A 4,697-nucleotide genomic window follows, 5' to 3' on the forward strand; every position below is an offset into this window, starting at 1 on the left:
GCGCACCGCCGTGCTGGCGCCCGGCGAGACCGGGCCGGCCCTGGTGCCGCCGGACGACCGCGCCCCCCGGCGCGGGTTCGGCGGGGCCGGCCGGTACGTGCTGATCGCGATCGGCGCGGTCGCCGCCGTGGTGCTGGCCTGGTCGGTGTGGTACCAGACCTCCGGCCAGTACGACCACGTGCCCGACCGGCTGATCGGCATGACGGTGGCCGACGCCCGGCAGGCGCTCGCCGCCGCCGGACTGCAGGCCAGGATCGGCCCCGAGGAGTACAGCGACCGGGTCGACAAGGGCGAGATCGCCAAGACCGACCCGGCGCCGGGCACGCGGATCGCCAAGGGCGAGACGGTGACGCTGACCCCGTCCAAGGGCCGGGTGCCGCGCGAGGTGCCCGACGTGCGCGGCCGCACCCTGGAGGAGGCCAAGCGCATCCTGCGCGACAAGGGCCTGCAGCCGGGCCGCGAGAGCAGCACCCCGTCCCAGACGGTGGCCAAGGGCCGCGTGGTGCGCACGAACCCGGCCGGGGGCGAGAAGCAGTCCCCCGACGTGCCGGTGCAGATCGTCGTCAGCAGCGGCATGTCCATGCCGAACGTGGTGGGGCAGAAGAGCGACGACGCCGCCAACCGGCTGCGCTCGATGGGCCTCGAGGTCGTCATCGAGCGGCGCCGGGTCCGCGGCAAGCCCGGCGACACGGTGCTGTCGCAGAACCCCAGGCCGGGCACCGGCGTGTCGTCCGGCGACAAGGTCACGCTCGTGGTCAACCGCCGCAACTGCCTGATCGGCGACTTCTTCTGCGACGACGAGGGGGGCGAGCGGGGCGACCGCCTCCCGGTGCCGACGGTGGTCGGCCAGTCGTTCGACGACGCCCGGCGCACGCTGCGCAGCTCCGGCTTCCGGGTCAAGATCGGCAGCAGGCTGGGCAACCGGGTGGTCGGGCAGAACCCGCTGCCCGGCTCCACCGCCCGGCGCGGCCAGGAGGTCACCATCTGGGGCTGACCGCCCGCCGGCGGACGCCCGAGGGGCTCCGGCGCGGCGCCGTCGGGGCACGGCACGGCGCGGCCGGGAACGGTCCAGCGGGCAACTATGCTGAGCGGCCTATGGCCTCCTCATCCGTGACCTCGACCTCCACCGGCGCGTCCCCGGCGCCGGCCGTCGCGAACAGCCCGGTCGGCGCGCACGTCCCGGTCGCCGGCGGCCTGGCCACCGGCGGCCTCAAGTACGCCGCCGAGATCGGCGCCGAGGCCGTCCAGGTGTTCGTGTCCAACCCGCGCGGCTGGGCGCTGCCGGAGGGGCGGCCCGCCGAGGACGCCCGGCTGCGCGAACAGCGGGACCTGCCGGTCTACGTCCACGCGGCGTACCTGGTGAACTTCGGCTCGCCCAGCGCCGACACCGTCGCCAAGTCGGTGGCGTCGGTGCGGCACGCGCTGCGCCGGGGCCGCGACATCGGCGCGCGCGGCGTGGTGGTGCACACCGGCTCGGCGGTCAGCCAGCCCTACGAGGACGCCATGCGGCAGGTCCGCGACCAGGTGCTGCCGCTGCTGGAGGAGATCCCCGACGACGGGCCCGACCTGCTGCTGGAGCCCATGGCCGGGCAGGGCCGGATGCTGTGCGCCAAGGTGGAGCAGCTCGGCCCGTTCTTCGCGGCGCTGGAGCACCACCCCAAGCTCGGGGTGTGCTTCGACACCTGCCACGCGTTCGCCGCCGGGCACGACCTGTCCGCCCCCGGCGGGGCGGCCGCGACGATCGACGCGCTCGTCGCGACGGTCGGCGAGGGCCGGCTCAGGCTCGTCCACGCCAACGACTCCAAGGACGCCTGCGGGTCGGCCAAGGACCGGCACGAGAACATCGGCGCGGGCCGGATCGGCGAGGAGCCGTTCGCCGAGCTGTTCCGCCACCCGGCCGTGGCGGGCGTCCCGTTCATCATCGAGACGCCCGGACGCGCCCCCGAACCGCACCGCAGGGACGTCGAGACCCTCAAGCGCCTGCGCGACCGCTGAGCCGCCCGCCCTGAGCCGCCCGCACCGGCGGGCCGGTCCCGGAGACGGAAAACGGCCCGGGCGTCGCTGAACAACCCCCCGACTATTCAGCGACGCCCGAGCCTCACGCCGTCGGATCCCACCCCCCCGGTACGGGATCCGACGGCTCCTGATCCGGCTTTTCGGTGCCGTGCCGGATCTCCTCTGTTGTTCCGTGCGGGGGTGGCGGTTCCGCCGCCGGCGGGCCGATGGGCTCGGACCCGTCCGCGTCCACTCGCTCCCCCCGAAGCGGTGTGGTGCGTGGTGCCAGTGGAAACAGTAGAGGGATCCGATACCGATGGGCAGGCGATGGCCCGGTCCCCTCGGCCAACGGCGGATAGGCGTCGATGTGCGTTTCGCCGCCGACCGACGAGCGGTCGAACCGCGACGACGAACGGTTTCGCCGTGACAGGGGGGAACAGCCAACTTCCTTCGGCGAACAGGCGTCAACGATTGACGATTTCCTCTGGCAAGTGCAACCGGGCCAGCGCCCGGTCGGCCCGGCGGGGCACCCGGCGGCGGGTCAGCAGCGACCCGGCCACCATCACCGCGAACGTCAGCGGCACCAGCACCATCGCCGGCTGCGCCAGCAGCACCGCGGGCCAGCCGTCCCCCGGCCCGCCGAACAGCCGGGTGACCGCCGCCGCCACCGCCAGCCCCCCGCCCACCAGCAGCCCGGCGCCCGCACCGGCCGCGGTCAGGCCGCGCCACCAGATGCCGAGCAGCAGCAGCGGGCACAGCGAGCACGCCGACACCGTCAGCGCCAGGGTGACCAGCCGGGCCGCGCCGATCGCGCCGAGGTCGGAGGCGAGCGTCAGCGGCACCCCCAGCGGCACCGCCAGCGCGAACACCGCGCCGAGGCGGAAGGCCGACACGCCGCCGCGCAGCAACCGCTGCGACACCGTGCCCGCGATCGCCACCACGATGCCGCAGGACGTGGAGATGAACGCGGCGAACGCCCCCGCCGCGACCAGGCCCGTCAGCAGCGCGCCCGCGGTGCCGGGCACCAGCCGCTGCGGCACCATCAGGATGGTCGCGTCGGTGTCGCCGGTGACCAGCAGCTCCGGCGTGTAGAAGCGGCCGAGCGCCCCGTACACGACCGGGAACAGATAGAACAGCGCCAGCAGCACCGGCACCATCGCGGCGGTGCGGCGCGCCGCCCTGCCGCAGGTCGCGGTGTAGAACCGCATCAGGATGTGGGGCAGGCCCATCGTGCCCAGCAGCACGCCCAGCAGGGCCGAGTACGTGGCGAACAGCGGGTGGTCGCGGCCCTGGGCGAACGGCAGCGCCCAGACGCGGTCCTCCTTGATCGGCAGCCGTTCGGCGTGCGGCACCCACGCCCCCGCCGGGAACCTCAGCTCGGTGCCCTCGGCCACGGTGTGCCGGCCCCGCGGCAGCCGCACCGGCCGCCCGCGGTGGGTCCGGCCGTCCAGCATGCCGTGCACCGTCACGTCCGTGTCGGCGGGCACCCGCACGGCCACGTCGGTCTGCACCCGGACGACGGTGGCGCGGGGGAACTTCGGCGGCCCGTCCCCGGCCGGGTCGCGGGCCCCGTCCAGCCGCCAGACGGCCAGCACGGCGACGGCCGGGACCGCCACCGCGCACACCTTCACCCAGTACTGCATCGCCTGGACGGCGGTGATGCTGCGCATGCCGCCCGACAGCACCAGGCCCGCCGCCACGGCCACCACCAGCGCCCAGCCCGCCCAGGGCGGCGCGCCGGTCAGCACCCACAGCGTGACGCCGGCGCCCTGGAACTGCGGCAGCAGGTAGAACCAGCCGATGACGCACACGCACACCGACACCAGGCGCCGCACGGCCAGCGACCCGAGCCGCCACTCGGCGAAGTCGGAGATGGTGTAGGCGCCCGAGCGGCGCAGCGGCGCGGTCACGAACGCCAGCAGCAGCACGTACCCGCCGACCGCCCCGATCGGCAGCCACAGCACGTCGGCGCCGTGGGCCAGCAGCAGCCCCGCCCACCCGAGGAACGCCGCCGCCGAGATGTACTCGCCGCTGATCGCGGCGGCGTTCCACAGCGGCGTCACCCCCCGCGAGGCGACCAGGAAGTCGGAGGCGGCGTCGCCGCCGGCGGGCGGACGGCCGCGCAGCGCGGTCGAGCCGCGCACCGTGGTCAGCGCCGCCATCAGGCCGAGGACGACGATCAGCGCGGTCAGCGCGATGGCCACCGCCGGCGCGATCACGGGTGGTCCACGAAGCGCGCGAACTCCCGCTCGGTGCGTTCGGCCCGCCACAGCTGCCGGACCGCCAGGATGATCCAGACCGGCTGCACGCCCAGCACCAGCAGCGGCCAGGCCAGCGGCACCCCGTGCACCCGGGCCCGCGCCAGCGCGGGGACCAGGGTCAGCAGCAGGGGCAGCCCGATGATCGCGGTCAGCACCGCCCCGGCGGTCAGCAGCGCCGAACGCAGCTGCGCGCGGATCAGCGCGCGCGCGTACACGGCGCCGAGCTCGGTCTGCTCGTCGAGGTCGCGGGCGATGCTCCAGCCCGTGCCGACCGGCCCGCGGCGGGCCCGATGGGTGCGCGGGTTGGACACCGCGACGCGGCGCGGCTCAGTCATCGGCGTGTCCGCCGCCGCGTCCGCCTCCGGGCTCCCACTCGTCGTCCCGCCCGTCCCGGCCGCCGCCCCGCCGGCCCGTTCCGCCGCCCGGCTGGCCGCGCCCGCC

Annotated in this window: 4 protein-coding genes; 2 read left to right on the forward strand and 2 right to left on the reverse strand. The window is 75.6% G+C overall.

The window, feature by feature from the left end; genetic code table 11:
• Together ABD879_RS32095 and ABD879_RS32100 are read left to right on the forward strand one after the other, a co-directional pair.
• On the forward strand, positions 1-994 hold a 994-nt coding region (locus tag ABD879_RS32095), incomplete at its 5' end, for a PASTA domain-containing protein (protein WP_345025544.1).
• Between the two features lie 116 nt (positions 995-1,110).
• Complete coding sequence (locus tag ABD879_RS32100) at positions 1,111-1,995, forward strand: deoxyribonuclease IV (protein ID WP_345025545.1); 885 nt, start codon at positions 1,111-1,113, stop codon at positions 1,993-1,995.
• A 464-nt stretch (positions 1,996-2,459) separates the two neighbouring features.
• On the opposite strand, the gene ABD879_RS32105 is transcribed toward ABD879_RS32100, so the two are convergent.
• Positions 2,460-4,214 (reverse strand): sodium/solute symporter, encoded by a 1,755-nt coding sequence (locus tag ABD879_RS32105; RefSeq protein WP_345025546.1) that lies wholly within the window; start codon positions 4,212-4,214, stop codon positions 2,460-2,462.
• Positions 4,211-4,591: a hypothetical protein gene (locus ABD879_RS32110; RefSeq protein WP_345025547.1), complete on the reverse strand. Its 381-nt coding sequence runs from the start codon at positions 4,589-4,591 to the stop codon at positions 4,211-4,213. Before ABD879_RS32110 ends, ABD879_RS32105 begins: the two co-directional genes overlap by 4 nt.
• Between the last annotated feature and the right edge of the window lie 106 nt (positions 4,592-4,697).

Origin of the sequence: Actinomadura keratinilytica (assembly GCF_039539665.1) — a bacterium.
In the GTDB taxonomy this organism is placed as follows: domain Bacteria; phylum Actinomycetota; class Actinomycetes; order Streptosporangiales; family Streptosporangiaceae; genus Spirillospora; species Spirillospora keratinilytica.